Below are 18,621 nucleotides of genomic sequence, written 5' to 3' on the forward strand. Positions count from 1 at the left end.
AAGGATGGCTGGAGGGCTGGCTGCTTGCGGCCTGGTGATTCTGGCTTGCTTGCAATTTCTGTATTCTGTGTAGCGGTCTGGCACGGGGCGGTCAATGGAAAATGCAATGAAATCAAATAGTTGATAGATTTACTCGGAAATTGCCGCCGCCGGGCTCTGGTCAGGGCACCCGCGCGGCCTTACATTCACAGCCTCTGGCACAGGAGGAGGAGCCATGGCAGGCGGCTGGGCGCAGGACGGCGCGGTGAATGAGCAGATCGAGGCTTCGATCAATGATGAACTGGCGCGGCTGAAGGCGCAGAAACGCCCGGTGGGCGAAAGCCTCACCCATTGCGCCGAATGCGAGGAGCCGATCCCGGAAAAGCGCCGTGTGGCCCTTCCGGGCGTCAAGCTGTGCATCGACTGCCAGCAGGAGCGCGACGGCGCGCAGCAGGCACGCGGCGGCATCAACCGGCGCGGCTCCAAGGACAGCCAGCTGAAATAGTCAGGACCGGGCGTGCGGCAGGCCGCCGGGGTGTTCGGCGGCGGTGGCAAGGCTGAGGTCCGCAGGCGGCTTATAGCGCAGGAAGGGCATCCGGCGGCCCAGCCAGCGCAGCTTGCCGTGCTGCTCGATCCACAGGGCGTAAGCCACGTAAACCGGATCTTCGGACAGATGCTTTTCCTCGGCCTTGGCGCGCAGGAAATAGATTCCGTTGATGCCCAGCAGCAGCAGCGAGTGGCGCAGCGCCTCGCCCATGCCTTCGGTGGTGAAAAACGGCACCGACAGCAGCCACCAGGAAATGTTCTTGAACAGATAAGACGGGTGGCGGGTCCAGCGGTAGGGGCCGTTGGTGATGATGCCGCGGTGGGTCAGGTTGGAAAACCGGATGCCAAAGGAGGCATTGGCCCAGGCCCACAGCAGCTTGGCCGCGATGATGGCGGCGCCCCACAGGAACACCCCAGGGCCCCAGCCGCCGATCATGTCCAGCCAGCCAAGTCCGTCATTGTACTCCAGATACTTGCGGCCGATGACCGAGAAGAACGGCACATACATGGCCAGCGTGACAACCCAGCCCCAGAACAGCGGGTTGCAGGAGCGGATATGCGAATTGGCGATCCGCAGTGTCAGAACATAGCCAATGCTGACAAAGGCCAGGTCGACTCCCACCGCCAGCCTGCCCATGTAGCTGACGAAGGCGGGGAAAGTCTCAACCGTGGAGGACAGCGGGGTGTTCAGCAGGTAGGCCGCCGCGCCGCTGAAATAGACAAACATCAGCGGCAGGAAGAAGCCCTTGATCAGCCAGCCCAAAGCGTGGTCCAGCAGCGCCGTCCGGTCGGCCCGGGCCAGACGGCCGAGAAACAGGTAGCCCGCGTGCAGATAGCCGTCCTCCGGCTCGGTCATCCAGAGGTCTGCCAGGATGAAATACGGGACCGCCAGAACCAGCAGAACCGGCAGGCAGATGCGGCAGGCCTCCCAGAACGGGGTGTAGAAGGACCGGTGATATTCCGGAAACAGCCAATAGGCCGCAGCGATCACCGCCAGCGTTCCCCATAGCCCGGCCAGTTTGAGCAGGACTCGGGGCCAGTGGATGCGGGCCGTTTGCAGAACGGTCAGCCGTCCAAGCCCGGTTGCCTCATGGGTATAGGCCTTCAGCACCAGAACCTCATACACCGCCATGGGCAGGGCGGTTGCCAGCAGTGCGGCCACCCCGGCCTCAACCCGCCCGGCACCCGTGCCGGACAGCAGGGCAAGAGCCGCGAAAAAGCCCGCCAGTCCAAGCAGCATGGTCACCTGGCTGGTCGCTGAGGCGGGCGGGGCTGATCTGGGGCGTTCACTCATTCTGCTCGGACCGGATGCTCATGCCGTTGCAGCATGATGCTAGCCCGCGCCGGGGCAGTTTCACTCTTTTTACCGTTTCAGCCGGTCAGAGGTACTCCGGTCCGGTGCGCTTGGGCAGCCCGTCATCGCTGTTGAGCCAGCACAGCTTTTCCTCATGCGCGACATGGAGAGCGGGAGGAAACGCCTCTGGATCCGCCATCGCAGCCGCGTAGAAATGCATCACGCCGGACATGGTTTGCGAGCGGAAGGACATCGGCGAGCCGCAGGTTTCGCAGAAGCTGCGCTCCACCCCGGGGGAGGAGCGGAACAGCCTGGGCTGCGCACCCGTCCAGCGCCATTGGCCGTCCTCGACCCCGATATAGGTGGTCATTGGCGCCGAGCACTGCCGCCGGCAGCTTTCGCAATGGCAATTGACGGTGGATAGGACCGGCAGGTCCACCTCAAAGGTGACCGATCCGCACAGGCAGCGTCCTTGCATGGTGTCCTCCCGATGCTGGCCGGTCCAGCTTCGGTCCGCACCGGAGGCAAGTCTTGGACAAATGCGAAGCGGGACAGCCTGCCAGCGGCACGCGCTGCTAGGTCTGGGGCAATTCCATCCGCAGGATGTGCTGCGGGCCGGCGGTGCCGTGGGGATAGATGCCGCCGGTATCGGCAAAGCCGCCCCTGCGGTAGCAGCGGATGGCGCCGAAGTTCTGCATGTTGACGGTAAGAACCACCGCACGCCGTTCCGGATATTGGGCAGCAAGGTAGGTATTCAGCGCCGCCACGGCCGCAGTGGCATAGCCTTTGCCCTGATCGTCGCGGTGGATCATGAAGGCGCGCAGGCCCAGCTCGTCCGGGGCTGCAAAGCCGTAACTCTCATGATACAGCCGGTCGATCTTGAAGAACCCGACAACGCGGGCCCCGTCGAGGACGGCATGGAAATCCACGCCGTCCTCGTTTTCTTCAAATGCCTGCGCCACAGTGCCGGAGTAGCGGGTCTGGTCCGGTTCCACCTGGATATGGGCAACCAGATCAAATTCGCTGCGCGCGACCGGGCGCAGGGTGACAGGCATCAGCTTTCCATGGCCTCCAGTTCGTCAATGAAGCCGGAGATCATGCTGAGCCCCTTGTCCCAGAACTTGGGGTCGGTGGCATCAAGCCCGAAGGGCGCCAGCAGCTCCTTGTGGTGCTTGGAGCCGCCCGCTTTCAGCATCTCGAAATACTTGTCCTCAAACCCCTCGGCGCCGCTCGCGTAGACCGAGTAGAGCGCGTTCACCAGCCCGTCGCCGAAGGCATAGGCGTAAACGTAGAAGGGCGAATGCACGAAATGGGGGATATAGGCCCAGAAGGTTTCGTAGCCGTCCATGTAGTCGAACACCGGGCCAAGCGATTCCGCCTGCACCGACATCCAGATGGCGTTGATGTCATCCGGGGTCAGCTCGCCCTCGGTGCGGGCGGCGTGCAGTTTGCATTCAAAGTCGTAGAAGGCGATCTGGCGCACCACCGTGTTGATCATGTCCTCGACCTTGCCCGCCAGCAGCACCTTGCGCTGCTGCTGGGTTTCGGCCTTGTCCAGCATCTTGCGGAAGGTGAGCATCTCGCCGAACACGCTCGCGGTCTCCGCCAGCGTCAGCGGGGTGGAGGAGAGCATCTCGCCCTGTTCCGCCGCCAGCACCTGATGGACGCCGTGGCCCAGCTCATGCGCCAGGGTCATCACGTCGCGCGGTTTGCCCAGGTAGTTGAGCATCACGTAGGGATGCACGTTGGTGACGGTCGGATGCGCAAAGGCACCCGGCGCCTTGCCGGGTTTCACGCCGGCGTCGATCCAGCCGTCCGAGAAGAACGGGGCCGCGATCTCGCCCATGCGGGGATCAAAGGCGTTGTAGGCGTCCATGACGGTCTTTTCCGCCTGCTCCCAGCTGATGGTGCGGGAGTCTTCCAGCGGCAGCGGCGCGTTGCGGTCCCAGACCTGCATCACATCGAGGCCCAGCCATTTGCGCTTCAGCTCATAGTACCGGTGGCTGAGCTTGGGGTAGGCGGCGACCACTGCCTCGCGCAGCGCTTCGACCACCTCGGGCTCCACATCGTTGGACAGGTGGCGGCCGGTCTGGGCGCTGGGCATGCCGCGCCAGCGGTCGATGATTTCCTTTTCCTTGGCCTGGGTGTTGTGGACGCGGGCAAAGGTCTTGATGTTTTCCCCGAACACCCGCGCCAGCTCGCGGGCCGCGGCTTCGCGCTTGGAGCGGTCCTGTTCGGTCAGCAGGTTGAGGGTGCCCTCGATGCCCATTTCCTCCCCATCGACGGTGAAGGCGAGGCCTGCGATGGTCTCATCGAACAGCTTTTCCCAGGCGTCGCCGACGATGCCGAGGTCATGCATGAACTTCTCCAGCTCATCCGACAGCTGGTAAGGCTTCATCGCGCGGATGCGGCGGAACACGCTGGCGTAGCGGGCGAGGTCCGCATTGGCGGCCAGATGCGCCTGCATCGCGTCGTCTTCGATGCGGTTCAGCTCCAGCGTGAAGAACACCAGCGGGGTGGTGGCCACGGTCACCTTTTCCTGGCAATCCGACAGGAACGCGGCGCGGTCCGCGTCGGTGGTCTTCTGGTAATAGCGCAGGCCCGCGAAGGACATGATGCGGCCGGCGATATTGTTGATCTTCTCGTTGCGCTGCACGCATTCCAGCAGCCCGTCTGCGTCCAGACCCGCCAGCTTGCCCTCGTAATCGGCGGCAAAGGCGGCGCATTCCTGTTCCAGCCAGTCCAGATCGCGGGCCAGTTCGGGCGCGTCCTCGGAGGCGTAGAGGTCGCTGAGGTCCCATTCCGGCAGATTGCCGAGGCCGCCGGAACCGGCAGAGGCGTTTGCGTCGCGAACGGGGAAGGGAAGCTGGAACATGAGGGCTCCTGTCATGAGAAATGCTTTGACCCAACATCTAAGCGGCGGTTTGCGGGATCACAAGCGGCGGGGTGCGGAACCCGGGGAGAATGGCACATACAGGTAAGGATCGTGTGAACGGGCCGGGCGCCGCACCGGCAACGGGGCGTCAGCCGCCGTATTGCTCAAACAGGCGGCACATGCGGGAAAACACACGGGCCCGGATGTCCGGGGCTTCCATCATCACCTCATGCCGGGCGCCCTTGATCAGATCCAGCTCGCCGCCGGGCCAGTGGTCCATCCGGTCGCGGATCGCTTGCGGGTTGACGATCTGCTCCTCCGAGCCGAGGAAGGTGATGCAGGGCAGAGCAGGCGAGGGCTGCCGGGCCAGCCAGGCGCATTCCTGCAGGCTGACCCGCAGCCATTGGATGGTGGGGCCGCCGAGCGCCAGATCCGGCTGCACCGCCAGCTGGGTGTGCATCATCCGGTACATCTCCGGATCGGTGGTCAGCGTATTGCCCTCGAACGGGGTGATTTGGACGTATTGCTCCAGCGCGGTGGTCGGCAGCAGCCGTTCGTCCAGGCGCAGATAGGGCGCGATGCCGCCGAGGACGCGGACAAAGGGGCGCAGCAGCGGCGGGATCTGGATGCCCCACATCGGGCCGGTGAAGCAGCAGGATTTGACGTCCAGCCCCTGCATCAGCGCTCTGAGCCCGATGGCGCCGCCCATGGAATGGCCGACCAGGTGCCAGGGGCGGGGCAGGTCCAGCTGCGCGGCCAGCCCGGTCAGCGCTTGCACATCGGTCTGAAAATCGGTGAACTGGCCCACGTGGCCCAGCCGCCGCTCCGCCAGCATCCGGCCGGACAGCCCCTGGCCGCGCCAGTCCACGGTAAGGGTGGCAAGGCCGCGGGCGGCAAACTCTGCCGCGGCCATCCCGTATTTCTCGATATATTCGGTGCGCCCGGGAAACAGCAGAACCGTGCCCCTGGCCGCCCCTTCCGGCCGCCAGTGGCCTGCACGGATGCGCACGCCGTCAGCGGTCTGCACCCAATGGGCCGCACCATCCGCGGGCCCCTGCGCGATCTCCGCGAACAGGGGCGCGGGCTGCAGCTCCACCGGGGCGCCGTCCATCAGGCCAGCGCCGAGGCCAGCTTCATCGCGGTGCCCATGTCGCCGTCGATGGTCAGCTTGCCGGACATGAACGCGGCGGTCGGGTTCAGCTCGCCCTCGAGGATCGCCTGGAAGGTATCGGCATCCGCCGTCATGGTCACATCCGCCTCTTCGTCGCCGGCACGGGCGCCGGCACTGTCCAGCATGATGGCGCCCAGGCCCTCGATCTGGAATTTGGCGGTGGCGTCGAATTCGCCCGCCTCCAGTTTGCCGTTCAGGGCCTCTGCCGCCTGTTCTAGGGTAACGCTCATATCGGTCCTCAATCTGTTTGGCACGCTCTTAGCACAAACCTGTGAAGCATGTGCATCCAATACTGGAATTTGCGGCGCGCGGGATTACACTGGGAGGCATCATGCTGGCAAATCTTCCAAAGCTCAAAGCTATCGTGGCGGCAACGGCGGTCACAGTCACGGTTTCCCTGCCTGCGCAGGTTTCCGCGCAGGCGCTGTCCGCGGAGACCCTGCTGCAGGACCTGGCGTTGGCCGAAGTTTCCGAGGCTGCGGCGATTGACCGCGAGCTGCAGGCGCTCTGGGCGAAGAGCGGCTCGCCGTCGATGGATCTGCTGTTGCGCCGCGGCACCGACGCGATGGAGCGCGGCGAATTGCAGCAGGCGGCGGAGCATCTGACGGCGCTGACAGATCATGCGCCGGAGTTCGCCCGCGGCTGGTACGAACGCGCGCGGGTGTATTTCGCGCTGGGGCTTTATGGCCCCTCGGTCGCTGACCTGGAGCGCGCACTGGCCCTGAACCCCAGGGATTACAACGCCATCTATGCGCTGGGCGCGCTGTTCGAACAGTTCCGCGAGCCTGAACGCGCCTATCAGGCCTACCTGCGGGCCAAGGCTATACATCCGCACCACGAGGAAGTAAGCAGCGCCCTCGAACGTCTGAAGCCCTCCGTCGAGGGCAGGGAACTCTAAGCCCTCTCGGGGGCGGGGGCTGAAGCAATGGCAAGCGCACCGCGGATCGTGGCCGTCCTGGGCCCGACCAATACCGGCAAAACCCATTACGCCATCGAACGCATGCTGGGCTACCGCACCGGGGTGATGGGCTTTCCGCTGCGCCTCTTGGCGCGCGAGGTCTATGACAAGATCGTGGCCGCCCGCGGCCCCTCGGTGGTGGCGCTGGTCACCGGCGAGGAGCGCATCGTGCCGCCGCGGGCGCAATACTGGATCTGCACGGTCGAGGCGATGCCCGAGGGCATGGGCTGCGACTTCCTGGCCATCGACGAGATCCAGCTGTGCGCGGACCCGGAGCGCGGCCATGTCTTCACCGACCGGCTGCTGCGCGCCCGCGGCACCCATGAAACGCTGTTCCTGGGCGCCGACACCATGCGCGGGCCGATTGCGGCGCTGGTGCCCGGCGTCGAATTCACCCGCCGCGAGCGGATGTCCGATCTGGTCTATGCAGGTTCGAAAAAGATAAGCCGGATGCCGCCGCGCACCGCCATCGTCGGGTTTTCGGTTGATAATGTCTATGCGATCGCCGAGCTGATCCGCCGCCAGAAGGGCGGCGCGGCGGTGGTGATGGGGGCGCTGTCCCCGCGCACCCGCAACGCGCAGGTGGCGCTTTATCAGAATGGCGAGGTCGATTATCTGGTTGCCACCGACGCCATCGGCATGGGGCTCAATCTCGATATCGACCATGTGGCGTTCTCCTCCACCGCCAAATTCGACGGCCGCCGGATGCGCGAACTGGCCCCCAATGAGCTGGCGCAGATCGCAGGCCGCGCAGGGCGAGGCATGAGTCACGGCACCTTCGGCGTCACCGGCGATGCCCGGCCGCTGGACGAGGGCACCGCGCAGGCGATCATGAACCACCAGTTCACGCCGCTGAAGAAACTCAACTGGCGCTCTGCGGATCTGCAGTTCGGCACCGTCGAGGCGCTGATCCACTCGCTCGAATCAAGCCCCTCGGACGAGAACCTGATCAAGGCGCGGGAGGCCGACGACCTGGGCGCGCTGAAGATGCTGTCGCGCGAATCCGCCATCATCGCCCGCACCACCAGCGCGCAATCGGTGAAACTCTTGTGGGACGTCTGCCGGATTCCCGATTTCCGCGGCATCAGCCATGCGGAACATTCCTCGCTTCTGGGCGTTATATTCGAGCATTTGCACGGCGGCGGGGTGGTGCCCGACGACTGGATGGCTCGCCAGATCAAGCGGATTGACCGCACCGATGGAAACATCGACACATTGTCCAAACGTCTGGCCTTTATCCGGACGTGGACATATGTCGCGCAGCGGAATGGATGGCTGCGTGACGAAAGCCATTGGCGCGGGGAGACGCGCGCTGTAGAAGACAGGTTGTCAGACGCGCTGCACGAGCGCTTGACTCAGAGATTTGTGGACCGGCGCACATCCGTGCTTCTGCGCCGGCTCAAACAGAAGGAGGCCCTTTTGGCCGAAGTGAATGACAAGGGTGAAGTGACGGTTGAAGGCGAATTCGTCGGCCGTCTGGAGGGGTTCCGGTTCAGCCCGGACAAAGGTGCGCAGGGTGCCGAGGCCAAGGCCTTGAAAGCGGCCTCGCTGCAGGCTTTGGCGCCGCACTTCCATCTGCGTGCGGACCGGTTCTACAACGCGCCCGATACCGAGATCGATTTTACCGAACAGGGCGGCCTGATGTGGGGCGGCGATGCGGTGGGCAAGCTGGTCGCAGGCGCCGACGCCCTGAGCCCGCAGATCGAGGTGTTCGTCGATGACACCGCCGGGCCGGATGTCGCCCAGAAGGTGGAGCGCCGCCTGCTGCATTTCATCACCCGCAAGATCAACGCGCTGTTCGAGCCGCTGCTGGCCTTGCAGAAGGACGAAGAGCTGACCGGCCTGGCCCGCGGCTTTGCCTTCCGGATGGTCGAGAACCTCGGCGTGCTGCCCCGTGCAGGCGTTGCGCAGGAGGTCAAGGAGCTGGACCAGGACGCCCGCAGCGCGCTGCGCAAGCATGGCATCCGGTTCGGCCAGTTCACCATTTTCATGCCGCTGCTGCTGAAGCCCGCGCCGACCCGTCTGCGCCTGGTGCTGTGGTCGCTGGCGGGCGGCCTGCAGGACTTCCCCGAGGCCCCGCCGCCGGGGCTGGTCACCGTTCCGTCCATCAAGGACGCGCCCCAGGGCTATGACACCATGTCCGGCTACCGTGCTGCCGGCGAGCGGATGATCCGCATCGACATGCTGGAGCGCCTGGCCGACATGCTGCGCGCCGAAGACAGCCGCAGCGGCTTTGAGGCCAAGGCCGACATGCTGTCGATCACCGGCATGACGCTGGAGCAGTTCGCCGACCTGATGCAGGGCCTGGGCTACAAGGCCGAGAAGGGCGAGCGCGAGAAGGTGAAGCCGGTGGATGCCGTTGTTGCGGAAACCGGAATTCCGGCGGAAGGCCTGCCGGTGATGGATGCCGCTGCCGAGGCGGAGAACACCCCTGCCGCCGCGCCGGCGGAGGCCGGTGAACCTGCCCCCGCCGATGTGCCCGCAGGCACCGAAGCGATCGAGGATGCAGGCGTTGCCCCCATCGCCGAGGAACCGGCCGAGCCGGTGGCGGAGACGCCGGTTGCGGAGACCGCCGCGGAGGAAACCCCGGTCGGTCAAGCGGCCGATGCCGCGGTGGACGCGCCGGAGATGGAGGTGTTCTACACCTTCACCTGGGGCGGCAACCGGGGCGGCCGCCAGGGCGGCCAGCGCCAGCAGGACCGCCGTCCGCAGAGCGACGGCAAGCCTGGCGGCAAGGGCAAGCCGCGCGGCGCCAAGGGCGGCGACCGCGAGGGCGGCCGCGGCAAGCCGGGCCGCAAGGGCGGTCCGCGCCAGGATCAGGGCTCCAAGACCTATTCCGCGCGCCCGCCCAGGAAGGAAAAGCAGATCGACCCGGACAACCCCTTTGCCGCTGCGCTGATGGGGCTGAAACAGGGCGACTGACCCGGCCATGACCGGCGGCGCGCCCAAGATCCGCATCGACAAGTGGCTGTGGCATGCGCGGTTCTTCAAGACCCGCAGCCTGGCCGCCAAGCAGGTCGGTGCGGGCCATGTGCGCGTCAACGGCGCCAAGGCCTTGAAACCGGCCCAGAACGTCGCCCCCGGTGACGTTCTGACCTTTGCCCAGGGCAAGCTGATCCGCGTGGTGCGGGTGGAAGCCATCGGCGAACGCCGCGGCCCGGCGCCGGAAGCGCAGGGCCTGTATTTCGACATGACGGAAAAGCAGGAAAAAATTCCGGCCAATCCCAGGTTCGAAGGAAAAGGCCGCCCGGACAAAAAAGCCCGCAGGGCGCTTGATCTTACTCGCAAGCAGGATACCCTTTGACGGCTTGAAGCCGTCGCCGGTCTGGATTAGCTAGGCGCAAACGGATAACAGGACTCGGTACTATGACCTATGTCGTGACGGAAAACTGCATCGCCTGCAAATACACCGACTGTGTCGAAGTGTGCCCGGTGGACTGCTTCTACGAGGGCGAGAACACCCTGGTGATCCACCCCGACGAATGCATCGACTGCGGTGTCTGCGAGCCGGAATGCCCGGCTGATGCAATCCGCCCGGATACCGAGCCGGATATGGACAAATGGGTTGAATTCAACCGCAAGTATGCCGAGCTGTGGCCGGTGATCGTTTCCAAGAAGGATCCGATGCCAGGCTACGAGGAGCGCGACGGCGAAGAAGGCAAGATGGAGAAGTACTTCTCCGAGGCGCCTGGCGAAGGCGGCTGATTCCCTGCCTCACGGGGTGATGCCGCAATTGTGCGGAAAACCGCCGCATTGCATTTGGTTTTTACGAACCCTTGCCAGCAGGCCGCCTTTCGGGCGGCCCTTTTTTATGATATACTTAAGGCACAAATGACATAAACAATCGGAGTCCGCCCCCGGCGCACGCCTGAAGCGGTGCGCAGATTGGGCGGTATTTCTGCGGAGAAAATGTCCCGGGGGCTGGTCAAGGTGAACTGACCGGAACCGGGTCTTTTGTTCGCCAAAACGCCGGAGCCGCCCGGCTGTGAGTGAGGAAAAACCTGTATGACCAAGTCGAAGAAGCTCGAATTCCGCCCCAATGATTATGTGGTCTACCCGGCGCATGGCGTTGGTCAGATCCTCTCGATCGAGGAGCAGGAAGTGGCCGGCTTTGCGCTGGAGCTTTTCGTGATCACCTTTGAAAAGGACAAGATGACCCTGCGGGTGCCGACCAACAAGGCAACCGAAGTGGGGATGCGCTCGCTGAGCTCTCCGGATGTGATTGCCCAGGCGATGAAAACGCTCAAGGGCAAGGCCAAGGTCAAGCGCGCGATGTGGTCGCGCCGCGCCCAGGAGTATGAGCAGAAGATCAACTCCGGCGACCTGATCTCGATCGCGGAGGTGGTCCGCGACCTGCACCGCACCGATGACCAGCGCGAGCAGAGCTACTCCGAGCGCCAGCTTTATGAAGCCGCGCTCGAGCGCCTGACCCGCGAAGTGGCGGCCGTTTCCGGCAATGACGAGATTGCCGCCGCCAAGCAGGTGGACGAGGTGCTGACCTCCCGCGCTGCCTGATCTGCGCGATCACGGAAGCAAAGGGCCGTGCCTGCGAGGGCGCGGCCTTTTTTATGTCGCCGGGGCCGGATCAGCCGTAGATGGCGAGCAGCGCGAGCAGGCCGGCGATTTCGGCAATTTGCTGCGAGGCGCCGAGAATGTCGCCGGTCTGGCCGCCGATTTTGGCCTTGGCCAGCGCGCCCATGCCCAGGGCGGCCGCGCCCATGGACAGGGTGATGCCAATGGCCGCGGCGCCGATCAGCGGCAGCGACAGCACTATCGCCAGCAGCACTGCCAGCAGGCAGGGCAGGGCACGGGGGCGTCCCACGGTTTGCGACAGCCCCGCGGCGCGGGCATTGGGCAGCGCCGCCATCAGCGTCGGCATCACGGCGCGGCTCGTCATCGCCAGCGGCAACAGCACCCAGGGGCCGGCGGTCTGGATCAGCACCGACAAAGCGCTCCAGCGCAGGCCCAGCCCCAGGATCAGGGCAATCACCCCATAGGCGCCAATGCGGCTGTCCTGCATGATCTCCAGCCGCCGTTCCCGGGTGAAGCCGCCCCACAGGCCGTCAGCGGTATCGGCCAGCCCGTCCTCGTGCATCGCCCCGGTCAGCATCACCTGCACTGCCAGGGCCAGGCCCGCAGCCACCACGGCGGGCAGCGCCGCCGTCAATGCCAGGGATGCAACCAGCACCGCAGGCAGCGCAACCGCCAGCCCGGCGAGCGGGAATGCCCAGACTGCCCTGGCGTGGCGCTGAAAGGCCCCGGGCGGCAGATGCGGCAGCGGCAGACGGGTCAGCAGCACCAGCGCCAGCAGGATGTCTTTTGCCTGGATGTCGTTTTTTCGCATTCGGGGGCCTATTGCGGTGCTTGCGGCGGGACTGCCAGCAGGTAAACAGGATGGTACCGCTTTATCCGCGCCACCCGCTCAGATGCAACGAGGCTTTCACATGCTGCCACAGCTTTCTTCCCTTGATGATTTCCGCGCCGCACTGGCAGTCGCGCCCGCTCAGGACCAGGCTGCACTGGACGGTGCCGCAGCCCGCAATGGCCAGCTGACCAAGCCGCCTGGCGCGCTGGGGCGGCTGGAGGATCTGGCCATCTGGTACGGCGGCTGGCGCGGCAGCGACCGGCCTGAAATCACCGCGCCGCAGGTGATTGTCTTTGCCGGCAATCACGGGGTGACGGCGCGCGGGGTCTCGGCTTTCCCGCCGGAAGTCACCGCCCAGATGGTGATCAATTTCGAGCACGGCGGTGCTGCAATCAACCAGCTGGCCAGGCTGGCCGGCGCCCGCATGGATGTGCATGCGCTGGAACTGGACCGTCCGACCGCCGATTTCACGCAGGATGCGGCAATGAGCCAGGCAGATCTACTGGCTGCGCTGAAAACCGGCTGGGACGCGGTGGATCCGTCAGCGGACCTGCTGGTGGTGGGGGAAATGGGCATCGGCAACACCACCCCTGCAGCGGCCCTGGCCTGCGTGCTGTTCGGCGGCGAGGCCGCGGAGTGGACCGGGCGGGGCACCGGCGTCGATGATGCCGGGCTTGCCGGCAAGACCCGCGTCGTGGCGCAGGGCGTTGCCCGGCACAGGGCCGCAATCAAGGACGGGCTGGACGCGCTGGCCTGCCTGGGCGGGCGCGAGATCGCGGCCATGGCCGGGGCCATTGCCGCAGCCCGGATGCTGCGGATCCCGGTGATCCTGGATGGCTTCATCTGCTGTGCCGCTGCGGCCTGCCTGGCGCAGACCGCGGACGGTGCGTTGGACCACGCGGTGGCAGGCCATCAGAGCGCCGAAGGCGCGCACCCGGAACTGCTGGCGAAACTGGGCAAGCAGCCGTTGCTGGCGCTGGGCCTGCGGCTGGGCGAGGCCTCTGGCGCGGCGCTGGCGATTCAGGTTCTGAAAGGCGCCATCGCCTGCCACAGCGGCATGGCCACCTTTGCCGAGGCGGGCGTCACGGACAGCTGATCAGGCACCGGGCGTGATTGCGCGGGAGGAACAGCCCCGGGCGCGTGCGGGGAGGGGTCATTCGGCCGCTTCCGAGGACTTCTTCCGCTTGCGTTCCGCCATCTCGAAGATCGCGCTTTCGATGGCCTTCTCCAGCTCGCGCGCGCGCTCGATATAGGCCGGGTTCTGGCTCGCCGGGGTGCCGGGGATCCAGTGCTCGGCGAGGTCCCGCAGATTTGCCCGGTCGTGGTTGTAGAAGGTCTGCGCCGCCTGCGCCGCCTCGTATTCGCTGAGGCCGACGTTCTCGAGCACATAGCGCCCGGCGCGGATCGAACTGTCGAACAGTTCGCGGACGATGTCATCGGCGCCGGCCTGGTACAGCTCATAGACATGGTTGCGGTCCTTGGCGCGGGCAATGATGTGCAGATCCGGATAGGCGCGGCGCACATAGGTCACCATCTGGACCACCCGTTCCGGATCATCCAGCGCCACCACGAACACCTTGGCCTTGGCGATGCCCGCCGCCTTCAGCAGTTCGGGCCGGGTCGGATCGCCAAGGAAGCTCTTCACACCGAAGCGGCGCATCAGCTGCACCGCTTCCATGTCATGATCCAGCACCACGGTCTTGAATCCGCTGGCCTGCACCAGCCGGTTGACGATCTGGCCGAAGCGGCCGATGCCCGCAATGATCACCGGGCCTTCCTCGTCGATCACGTCCGGCTCGTGTTCCTGCCGGGCTTCGCCCATGCGTTTGGACAGCAGGTCGTAGATGATGAACAGCAGCGGCGTGATCAGCATCGACAGCGCGATCACCAGCAGCAGCTTTTCGGACAGCGCGGCCGGCACCACGTTGAGCTGGGTCGAAAAGGCCAGCAGCACAAAGCCGAATTCCCCGGCCTGGGCCAGGCTGAGGGTGAACAGCCACAGGCCGCGGCGGCGCAGCCCAAAGGCGCGGCCGACCGCAAACAGCACCGCGCCCTTGGCAACGATCACCAGCAGCGCCAGGCCGATCAGGTCGCCGGGGTCGGCCAGGAACAGCTGGTAGTCGATGCCGGCGCCGACGGTGATGAAGAACAGCCCCAGCAGCAGCCCCTTGAAGGGGTTGAGGTCGCTTTCCAGCTCGTGGCGGAATTCCGAGTTGGCCAGAACCACCCCTGCAAGGAAGGCGCCAAGGGCCGGCGACAGGCCGACCAGGGTCATCAGGAAGGAGATGCCGACCACGATCATCAGCGCCACCGCGGTGTACATCTCGCGCAGCTTGGAGGCATAGATGAAGCGGAACAGCGGCCGGGTGAAGTAGATCCCCGCCAGGATGATAAAGGCAATTGCCGCCAGGGTCACCAGCGCCACCGCCCAGCCGGGCAGCCCGTCGACCAGCGACAAAGAGCCGTGGCCGCCGCCGTGCCCGACCCCTTCGCGGCTGATCGAGCCATCGGCGGCAAACTGCGGGATTGCATAGGTGCCAAGCAGCGGCAGGAACGCCAGGATCGGGATCACCGCAATGTCCTGTGTCAGCAGCACCGAGAAGGCGGATCTGCCGCCGCCGGTCTGCATCAGCCCTTTTTCCGACAGGGTTTGCAAAACAATTGCGGTGGATGACAGCGACAGCGCCAGCCCGACCGCCAGGCTGACATGCCAGGGCTGGCCCATCGCCGCGGCGGCGCCCATCAGGACCATGGTCGAGGCCGCCACCTGCATGCCGCCAAGTCCGATCAGCTTGTCCCGCATCGCCCAGAGCGCGCGCGGCTCCAGCTCCAGCCCGATCAGGAACAGCATCATCACCACCCCGAACTCGGCAAAGTGGCGCAAATCCTCGGTTTCAGTGCCGGTCAGCCCCAGCACCGGGCCGATGGCGATGCCCGCCGCCAGATAGCCCAGCACCGACCCCAGTCCCAATCGGGCGGCCAGCGGCACGGCGATCACGGCGGCTGCCAGATAGACGGTTGCTTGGTAAAAAAACTCTTCCATGAAAAAGGTATCGCAATCCTGCCGGTGCCTTGGCAATGGCTTTGCCGGCAGCCGGAGGGCTGCAATGGCAATTCCGCGCCTGCCGGGGCAGGCGCGGACGATTCATGGCCCGGACAATCCCGGTTTCAGGATGGTTACTGCTCCAGCAGGCGGATTTCCTCGCTGAGCTTGCCGATCCGGTCGAGCCGCCGCGAGATCCGCTCCTGGAAGCCGCCCAGCTGGTCGATGATATCGGCCAGGGTTTCACCGGAATCAGTCAGCCGGGCGCTTTCGATCTTGAGCAGCACCCGGGTGGAGCTGAGGCCCAGAAAATGCCGGTGCATGATCTGGCAGGCGCTGGTGATGCGCGCCGCTTCCTCATCCACTTCCTTCATGCCCTCCTGCGAGCGCTCGACCTGCTCTTTCACAAGGTCGCCGAGGATCGTGCGCTCTGCCTCCATGTCGACATTGCCGAGGTCGCGGCGTTCCTTCTGCAGCTGGTTGTCGCATTCGATCAGGATCCGCGCCATGCCCTCGACAAAAAGGCTGTCATTCACCGAGGATTTGATCTTGGCGAAGTTGCTGTTCTTCCCCATCACATGCGCGGCGAACCAGTCCGACATCTCGCGCGACATCGATCCGTAGTTCTGCGACAGCACGGTGACCGGCCCGCCCGACGGTTCAATCCGCGAGGCCAGCACCCGAAGATTGTGCGGGATCGTGTGCATCGCGTCGAAATCGGTGATCAGGCCTTCGGTCTCCTCCACCAGGGTTTCGGCGTTGCGCAGCATGCCCGTCAGCTCCTGGATGCGGGTATGGGGCGGGTTGCCAAGACCCTGGTCGCGGGCAATCAGTTCCTGGCTCAGAGCGTGGGCCGCAAACTGATGGTAGTCCTCGTAGCCCTGGCTGCTGAGCCAGTCGAGCAGGTATTGCGCGCTGTCCTCGGGGGTGACGCCTTCGTCCTTTTCCCGCTTGAGCATTTTTGCATACAGGCCGCGCACCTCGCCAAACAGGGGGCTGCTGGGCTTGATCCGGGCGGACAGAAAGCCGTCGCGGCAGGGCACAATCACGGCGAACACCCAGTAGTACAGCCCGTCCTTGGACTTGTTCTTGACATAGGCCCCCATGGCCTCGCCCTGCTGGATGGTGTCCCAGAACAGCGAAAACACCCCCTTGGGCATGTCCGGATGGCGGACCACCTTGTGCGGGGCCCCGATCAGCTCCTCCCAGGGGTAGGCCCCCACCCGGCGGAACACGTAGTTGCCGGCCTGGATCACACCGCGGCTGTCTGTCCTGGAAAAGAACACCTCATTCAGACCAAACGGAGCTTCGCCGCTGGTTGGGCGCGTTTCGACACGGCGGTCAACAAAAGACACGGCACATTCCACTTTCGGTTACGGAATTCGGTGCGGTCTGTTTACGCGGAATTCCTTCCCGCTTGGTTAAGTCGGCAGGGGCGCATCGCGTTTTAATTGTGCCATTACGATCTGGCTTTGAACCCTGGAAACAGCGGGATGCGGCAGCAGGATGCCGTGGATCAGCGTATTCAGCGCTTCCAGATTGGCGCAGTAGACGCGCAGCAGGTAGTCGGCCTCGCCGGTCATTGTCCAGGCCGAGGTGATTTCCGGCTGGCTGGCCACAAGACGGGCAAATCCTTTGGATTGCTCCGGGCCGTGGCTGCCCAGATGCACCTGCACGAACCCCTGCACTGCCAGCCCCAGCTTGGCCGGGTCCAGCCGGGCCGCATAGCCCTGGATGTAGCCCTCGGCCTCCAGCCGCTGCCGCCGCCGCCCGGCCTGGCTGGGCGACAGGTTCAGAAGCTCGCCAAGGTCCTGCGCCGTGAGGTGGGCATTTTTCTGAAGCGCTGCGAGGAGTTTTGTATCGGCGGGGTCGAGCATGCGTGAATTCTCCAATATGCGCTGAAAATGCGCGCAAACTACGCGCATTTCAAGCTTGCGGTGCGAAACTATGCGGGAAACCTGTATCGGATATGCGGTATTCTTGATGCAAGAATTCATCCTGTCCCGCATGATCCAAAGGAGACGCGCAATGGGCCCGTTCCCGCATGATGCCCCGAAATCCGAAATTTCGCCTGAAAACCCGGCTGGCACCGATGGTTTTGAGTTTGTTGAATTTGCCAGCCCCGAGCCGGAGGAGCTGCGGAAGCTGTTCGCCAGGATGGGCTATGAGCTGGTGGGCCGCCACAAGAACAAGCCCGGCATCGAATTGTGGCAGCAGGGCGACATCACCTACATCCTGAACGCCCAGGGCGGCAGCTTTGCCGAGAAGTTCGTCGAACAGCACGGGCCCTGCGCGCCATCGATGGGCTGGCGCGTGGCGGATGCGCAAAAGGCGTTCGATCATGCCGTTGCCAAAGGCGCCGAGCCTTATGAGGGAGCGGACAAGACCATGGACGTGCCTGCGATCAAGGGCATCGGCGGCTCGCTGATCTACTTCATCGACCAGTATCACGACACGTCACCGTACAACGCAGAGTTCGAGTGGCTGAAGCAGTCCAAGCCGCGCGGGGTGGGGTTCTATTACCTCGACCACCTGACCCATAACGTGTTCAAGGGGAATATGGACAAGTGGTTCAGGTTCTACGGCGACCTGTTCAACTTCAAGGAGATCCGTTTCTTCGACATCGAGGGCAAATACACCGGCCTTCTCAGCCGCGCGCTCACCTCGCCCTGCGGCCGGATCCGGATCCCGATCAACGAGGACCGCGGCGAGACCGGGCAGATCGTGTCCTACCTGAAGAAATACAAGGGGGAGGGAATCCAGCACATCGCCGTCGGCACCGGCAACATCTATGACGCCACCGACGAGATCTCCGCGCGCGGCATCCAGTTCATGCCAGCGCCGCCTGCGGCTTATTACGATCTCAGCCATGAGCGTGTTGCAGGCCATGATGAGCCGCTGCAGCGGATGCGCAAACACGGCATTCTGATTGACGGCGAAGGCGTGGTGGATGGCGGCGAGACCAAGATCCTGCTGCAGATCTTCTCGAAAACCGTGATCGGGCCGATCTTCTTCGAGTTCATCCAGCGCAAGGGCGACGACGGCTTTGGCGAGGGCAACTTCAAGGCGCTGTTTGAATCGATCGAGCGCGAGCAGATCGAAAGCGGAGAGATCCAGGCCGCGGAATAAGCGGCAAAGGGAACTGGATTGAGCCGGGTCTGCGATGCAGGCCCGGCTTTTTCGCGGGCGGCGAAGGGCCGCCGCCATTTGCCCTGCCAGCCAAAGCTGCCAGCGGTGAGCCGCGGGCTTGACTATGCTCGCTCTGGCGCGCGCGGCAGGGTGCCCCGGCAAGAGGCCCTCCGGCGGAAAATCACGGTGAAATCAACGCGTCAGTGATCCGCCGGACTGCGGGCGGGAAGGCGGAGAAGGCGGAGAAGGCGGGTCGCCATG

18 protein-coding genes are annotated in these 18,621 nt (G+C 64.7%); 8 read left to right on the forward strand and 10 right to left on the reverse strand.

What is annotated here, in order from left to right; translation table 11 throughout:
• Positions 1 to 214 precede the first annotated feature (214 nt).
• Positions 215 to 484, forward strand: a complete 270-nt coding sequence (locus OKQ63_RS05340; protein WP_264212926.1) for a DksA/TraR family C4-type zinc finger protein — start codon at positions 215 to 217, stop codon at positions 482 to 484.
• On the opposite strand, the gene OKQ63_RS05345 is transcribed toward OKQ63_RS05340, so the two are convergent.
• The 6 genes from OKQ63_RS05345 to OKQ63_RS05370 form a co-directional block, all read right to left on the reverse strand.
• On the reverse strand, positions 485 to 1,819 hold the full coding sequence (locus tag OKQ63_RS05345) for a methyltransferase family protein (RefSeq protein WP_264212927.1): 1,335 nt from the start codon (positions 1,817 to 1,819) through the stop codon (positions 485 to 487).
• Between the two features lie 85 nt (positions 1,820 to 1,904).
• Complete coding sequence (locus OKQ63_RS05350; RefSeq protein ID WP_264212928.1) at positions 1,905 to 2,297, reverse strand: GFA family protein; 393 nt, start codon at positions 2,295 to 2,297, stop codon at positions 1,905 to 1,907.
• Positions 2,298 to 2,394: 97 nt separating this feature from the next.
• Positions 2,395 to 2,874: a GNAT family N-acetyltransferase gene (locus tag OKQ63_RS05355; RefSeq protein WP_264212929.1), complete on the reverse strand. Its 480-nt coding sequence runs from the start codon at positions 2,872 to 2,874 to the stop codon at positions 2,395 to 2,397.
• The gene (locus OKQ63_RS05360) at positions 2,874 to 4,694 is read right to left on the reverse strand and encodes a M3 family oligoendopeptidase (RefSeq protein ID WP_264212930.1); all 1,821 of its coding nucleotides are present in this window, start codon (positions 4,692 to 4,694) and stop codon (positions 2,874 to 2,876) included. Before OKQ63_RS05360 ends, OKQ63_RS05355 begins: the two co-directional genes overlap by 1 nt.
• A 148-nt stretch (positions 4,695 to 4,842) precedes the next feature.
• Complete coding sequence (locus OKQ63_RS05365) at positions 4,843 to 5,805, reverse strand: alpha/beta hydrolase (RefSeq protein ID WP_264212931.1); 963 nt, start codon at positions 5,803 to 5,805, stop codon at positions 4,843 to 4,845.
• Entirely contained in the window at positions 5,805 to 6,095 is a 291-nt protein-coding gene (locus OKQ63_RS05370) for an SCP2 sterol-binding domain-containing protein (protein WP_264212932.1), read from the reverse strand. Before OKQ63_RS05370 ends, OKQ63_RS05365 begins: the two co-directional genes overlap by 1 nt.
• A 101-nt stretch (positions 6,096 to 6,196) precedes the next feature.
• Here OKQ63_RS05370 and OKQ63_RS05375 point away from each other — a divergent pair, with 101 nt between their 5' ends.
• The 5 genes from OKQ63_RS05375 to OKQ63_RS05395 all read left to right on the forward strand — a co-directional run bounded on the left by OKQ63_RS05375 (position 6,197) and on the right by OKQ63_RS05395 (position 11,338).
• Complete coding sequence (locus OKQ63_RS05375) at positions 6,197 to 6,763, forward strand: tetratricopeptide repeat protein (RefSeq protein WP_264212933.1); 567 nt, start codon at positions 6,197 to 6,199, stop codon at positions 6,761 to 6,763.
• 27 nt (positions 6,764 to 6,790) lie between these two features.
• Positions 6,791 to 9,745 carry a helicase-related protein gene (locus OKQ63_RS05380; protein WP_264212934.1) on the forward strand — a complete coding sequence of 985 codons (2,955 nt, stop codon included), beginning with the start codon at positions 6,791 to 6,793 and terminating at the stop codon, positions 9,743 to 9,745.
• 7 nt (positions 9,746 to 9,752) lie between these two features.
• Positions 9,753 to 10,127, forward strand: coding sequence for an RNA-binding S4 domain-containing protein (locus tag OKQ63_RS05385; protein WP_264212935.1), 375 nt, complete (start codon positions 9,753 to 9,755; stop codon positions 10,125 to 10,127).
• Positions 10,128 to 10,189: 62 nt separating this feature from the next.
• Complete coding sequence (gene fdxA, locus OKQ63_RS05390; RefSeq protein ID WP_019294695.1) at positions 10,190 to 10,528, forward strand: ferredoxin FdxA; 339 nt, start codon at positions 10,190 to 10,192, stop codon at positions 10,526 to 10,528.
• A 300-nt stretch (positions 10,529 to 10,828) separates the two neighbouring features.
• The gene (locus OKQ63_RS05395; protein WP_264212936.1) at positions 10,829 to 11,338 is read left to right on the forward strand and encodes a CarD family transcriptional regulator; all 510 of its coding nucleotides are present in this window, start codon (positions 10,829 to 10,831) and stop codon (positions 11,336 to 11,338) included.
• A 70-nt stretch (positions 11,339 to 11,408) separates the two neighbouring features.
• Here the strand turns inward: OKQ63_RS05395 and cobS are convergent, their stop codons facing one another.
• Complete coding sequence (gene cobS / locus OKQ63_RS05400; protein WP_264212937.1) at positions 11,409 to 12,167, reverse strand: adenosylcobinamide-GDP ribazoletransferase; 759 nt, start codon at positions 12,165 to 12,167, stop codon at positions 11,409 to 11,411.
• A 100-nt stretch (positions 12,168 to 12,267) separates the two neighbouring features.
• Here cobS and cobT point away from each other — a divergent pair, with 100 nt between their 5' ends.
• Positions 12,268 to 13,284, forward strand: a complete 1,017-nt coding sequence (gene cobT / locus OKQ63_RS05405; protein ID WP_264212938.1) for a nicotinate-nucleotide--dimethylbenzimidazole phosphoribosyltransferase — start codon at positions 12,268 to 12,270, stop codon at positions 13,282 to 13,284.
• Positions 13,285 to 13,341: 57 nt separating this feature from the next.
• Here cobT and OKQ63_RS05410 read toward each other — a convergent pair whose 3' ends face one another.
• The 3 genes from OKQ63_RS05410 to OKQ63_RS05420 all read right to left on the reverse strand — a co-directional run bounded on the left by OKQ63_RS05410 (position 13,342) and on the right by OKQ63_RS05420 (position 17,108).
• Positions 13,342 to 15,231 carry a cation:proton antiporter domain-containing protein gene (locus OKQ63_RS05410; RefSeq protein WP_264212939.1) on the reverse strand — a complete coding sequence of 630 codons (1,890 nt, stop codon included), beginning with the start codon at positions 15,229 to 15,231 and terminating at the stop codon, positions 13,342 to 13,344.
• Between the two features lie 134 nt (positions 15,232 to 15,365).
• Entirely contained in the window at positions 15,366 to 16,586 is a 1,221-nt protein-coding gene (locus tag OKQ63_RS05415) for a PAS domain-containing protein (protein ID WP_264212940.1), read from the reverse strand.
• Positions 16,587 to 16,652: 66 nt separating this feature from the next.
• Complete coding sequence (locus tag OKQ63_RS05420) at positions 16,653 to 17,108, reverse strand: Lrp/AsnC family transcriptional regulator (RefSeq protein WP_264212941.1); 456 nt, start codon at positions 17,106 to 17,108, stop codon at positions 16,653 to 16,655.
• A 151-nt stretch (positions 17,109 to 17,259) separates the two neighbouring features.
• On the opposite strand from OKQ63_RS05420, the gene hppD reads away from it, so the two are divergent.
• Positions 17,260 to 18,360 (forward strand): 4-hydroxyphenylpyruvate dioxygenase, encoded by a 1,101-nt coding sequence (gene hppD / locus OKQ63_RS05425; protein ID WP_264212942.1) that lies wholly within the window; start codon positions 17,260 to 17,262, stop codon positions 18,358 to 18,360.
• Positions 18,361 to 18,621: the final 261 nt, after the last annotated feature.

The organism is Leisingera thetidis, assembly GCF_025857195.1.
GTDB lineage: Bacteria > Pseudomonadota > Alphaproteobacteria > Rhodobacterales > Rhodobacteraceae > Leisingera > Leisingera thetidis.

Coding starts and splice junctions, on each gene's coding strand:
- OKQ63_RS05340 (WP_264212926.1), top strand. CDS start 215: ATGGCAGGCGGCTGGGCGCAGGACGGCGCGGTGAATGAGCAGATCGAG.
- OKQ63_RS05345 (WP_264212927.1), bottom strand. CDS start 1,819: ATGAGTGAACGCCCCAGATCAGCCCCGCCCGCCTCAGCGACCAGCCAG.
- OKQ63_RS05350 (WP_264212928.1), bottom strand. CDS start 2,297: ATGCAAGGACGCTGCCTGTGCGGATCGGTCACCTTTGAGGTGGACCTG.
- OKQ63_RS05355 (WP_264212929.1), bottom strand. CDS start 2,874: ATGCCTGTCACCCTGCGCCCGGTCGCGCGCAGCGAATTTGATCTGGTT.
- OKQ63_RS05360 (WP_264212930.1), bottom strand. CDS start 4,694: ATGTTCCAGCTTCCCTTCCCCGTTCGCGACGCAAACGCCTCTGCCGGT.
- OKQ63_RS05365 (WP_264212931.1), bottom strand. CDS start 5,805: ATGGACGGCGCCCCGGTGGAGCTGCAGCCCGCGCCCCTGTTCGCGGAG.
- OKQ63_RS05370 (WP_264212932.1), bottom strand. CDS start 6,095: ATGAGCGTTACCCTAGAACAGGCGGCAGAGGCCCTGAACGGCAAACTG.
- OKQ63_RS05375 (WP_264212933.1), top strand. CDS start 6,197: ATGCTGGCAAATCTTCCAAAGCTCAAAGCTATCGTGGCGGCAACGGCG.
- OKQ63_RS05380 (WP_264212934.1), top strand. CDS start 6,791: ATGGCAAGCGCACCGCGGATCGTGGCCGTCCTGGGCCCGACCAATACC.
- OKQ63_RS05385 (WP_264212935.1), top strand. CDS start 9,753: ATGACCGGCGGCGCGCCCAAGATCCGCATCGACAAGTGGCTGTGGCAT.
- fdxA (WP_019294695.1), top strand. CDS start 10,190: ATGACCTATGTCGTGACGGAAAACTGCATCGCCTGCAAATACACCGAC.
- OKQ63_RS05395 (WP_264212936.1), top strand. CDS start 10,829: ATGACCAAGTCGAAGAAGCTCGAATTCCGCCCCAATGATTATGTGGTC.
- cobS (WP_264212937.1), bottom strand. CDS start 12,167: ATGCGAAAAAACGACATCCAGGCAAAAGACATCCTGCTGGCGCTGGTG.
- cobT (WP_264212938.1), top strand. CDS start 12,268: ATGCTGCCACAGCTTTCTTCCCTTGATGATTTCCGCGCCGCACTGGCA.
- OKQ63_RS05410 (WP_264212939.1), bottom strand. CDS start 15,231: ATGGAAGAGTTTTTTTACCAAGCAACCGTCTATCTGGCAGCCGCCGTG.
- OKQ63_RS05420 (WP_264212941.1), bottom strand. CDS start 17,108: ATGCTCGACCCCGCCGATACAAAACTCCTCGCAGCGCTTCAGAAAAAT.
- hppD (WP_264212942.1), top strand. CDS start 17,260: ATGGGCCCGTTCCCGCATGATGCCCCGAAATCCGAAATTTCGCCTGAA.